Origin of the sequence: Thalassospira sp. MCCC 1A03138, from assembly GCF_002115785.1 — a bacterium.
Taxonomy (GTDB): domain Bacteria; phylum Pseudomonadota; class Alphaproteobacteria; order Rhodospirillales; family Thalassospiraceae; genus Thalassospira.
Genome location: NZ_JFJY01000029.1, coordinates 1 through 519 on the forward strand (window position 1 = coordinate 1; position 519 = coordinate 519).

At 58.8% G+C, this 519-nt stretch carries 1 protein-coding gene; it reads right to left on the reverse strand.

Annotated elements, in window-relative coordinates; translation table 11 throughout:
- Positions 1-519 (reverse strand): methyl-accepting chemotaxis protein (locus TH468_RS21095; RefSeq protein ID WP_246832399.1); only part of this gene is annotated, 519 nt, incomplete at both ends.

The following is a 519-nucleotide window of genomic DNA, read 5'->3' on the forward strand; positions in this document are numbered from 1 at the left end:
GCCTCGCCGGTTTCGTTCTGGACCGAGGTGATCTGCTGGTTGATTTCCTCGGTCGCCTTGGCGGTCTGGTTGGCAAGGTTTTTGACCTCGCTGGCGACCACGGCAAAGCCCTTGCCAGCATCGCCTGCGCGGGCGGCTTCGATGGTGGCGTTAAGGGCGAGAAGGTTTGTCTGTTCGGCAATGTCACCGATCAGTTTGGCGACGTCGCCGATTTTTTGCGCTGCATCGGCAAGGCCGGTTACGGTTTCATTGGTGCGGGTGGCTTCGTCATTGGCCTGATTGGCAATGTCGGCCGAACGCGCAATCTGCTGGGCGATTTCATCGGACGACGCGGTCAGTTCCTCGGTCGCGGCAGAGACGGTCTGAACGTTGCCTGATGTCTGGGCGGTGGCGGTGGCGACATCGCCCGACAGTTTGCTGTTCATTTCGGTCGCGGACTGCATGTTCGCCGTCGCTTTTTTCATATCGGCAATCGATGCAGATATTGACTGGATCAGCCCCTTTACCCGGCTTTCAAGA